We start from the raw sequence: 1512 nt of genomic DNA, 5'->3' as shown, positions 1-1512 counted from the left end.
TGTCCGTCGTCGAAAGATTTGGGACTATGGATGGTGTGAAATAACGGAGGGTCTGGCCCATCTGATTATGATGTTTAGGCGGCACGCTGCTGATGAAGCAAGCGTCGTTTCTGGATGGTAGCTCTTTTGATGCGCTCACGTTCGAGCAGGATTGTCTGCCCCCGTCCGAACCAGACATCTGCCGGCGTGAGATTGTTGAGGCTCTCGTGATAGCGGCGCTGATTATAGTTTTCGACGAATGCCTCGATCTGGCTTTCGAGATCTCCAGGCAGATAATAATGCTCAAGAAGCACGCGGTTCTTGAGCGTCTGGTGCCAACGTTCGATCTTCCCCTGTGTCTGGGGATGGTTGGGAGCGCCACGCACATGATCCATGCTGTTCTGATTTAGCCATTTCGCGAGTTCGTCAGCAACATAACAGGGGCCGTTATCGGAGAGCAGTCGCGGCCGGTGTCTGACCGTGGCTTGATGAAGCCCTGATGCCTGCAAGGCGAGTTCCAGCGTTTGCGTCACATCGGATGCGGCCATGGTCGTGCACAACTTCCAGGCGATGATGTAGCGTGAGAAATCATCAAGGATGGTCGACAGATAGAACCATCCCCATCCGATAACCTTGAGATAGGTGAAATCCGTCTGCCAGAGCTGGTTCGGCGCTGTTGTTTTTGTATGGAAGCTCTCCGCTGCCTTGATGACGATGAATTTCGGACTGGTGATCAGGTCATGGGCCTTGAGCAGGCGATAGACCGAGGCTTCCGAGACGAAATAGCCCTGCTCGTCGGTGAACCGCACGGCAATTTCACGAGGCGACAGTTCCGGCGTCTCCAGCGCCAGATCAATGATCTGTGCACGGATATCGTCCGCGATGCGGTTCCATATCCGATTGGGTCCAGAGGGTTTGTCCGCCAAGGCTTCCGGGCCGCCCGTCCGATAGAGATCGCACCAGCGGTGAAAGGTTGAACGCGGGATACCAATCTTGCCGAGAACCTGCCGAACCGGCAGGGCTGATTGCTCGACAAGGCGGATGATCTCGAGTTTTTCCGAAGCCATATATCTCATGCGGGGTCTCCCCCATCCCCGATCATGCTTTTTTTAAGCAGGCGCAGTTCCAGTGTCTGCTCGGCCACGACCTCTTTCAGGGCCCGCGCCTCGTCACGCAGATGACGGACTTCACTGGTCGTGGCGTTACGCGCCGTATCGCCCGCAAGTCGTTTCTTCCCGGCCTCAAGAAACTCCTTCGACCAGGAATAATACAGGCTTTCGGCAATACCTTCACGGCGGCACAGCTCAGCTATGCTGCTCTCGCCCCGCAGGCCATCAAGCACAATGCGGATCTTCTCTTCCGCCGAATACTGCCGACGCGTCGCCCGGCGGATATCGCGGATCAACCGTTCCCCCGATGTCGTCTCCGGCAAGGATTTCTGGCTCATACTTCACTCCTTCGTCGTTACGATGAGCCAGAAATCCTCCATTATTCAATTCACCAATTTCGTCCCATAGATCCTGACGGCGGACA

At 55.7% G+C, this 1512-nt stretch carries 1 protein-coding gene; it reads right to left on the bottom strand.

Annotated features, from left to right (window positions below):
* Positions 1–74: 74 nt before the first annotated feature.
* Positions 75–1426, bottom strand: a protein-coding gene (locus KP699_RS16185; protein ID WP_215763342.1) for an IS3 family transposase whose coding sequence is annotated in 2 segments (ribosomal slippage) — positions 75–1090 and positions 1090–1426 — 1353 coding nt in all. Because the reading frame shifts where the segments join, the coding sequence is not laid out codon by codon here.
* Between the last annotated feature and the right edge of the window lie 86 nt (positions 1427–1512).

This window comes from Acetobacter sp. P1H12_c, from assembly GCF_018811975.1.
Lineage (GTDB): Bacteria > Pseudomonadota > Alphaproteobacteria > Acetobacterales > Acetobacteraceae > Acetobacter > Acetobacter persici.
The sequence above is the reverse complement of the archived record's forward strand: the minus strand, read 5'-3'. Positions and strand labels throughout refer to the sequence as shown.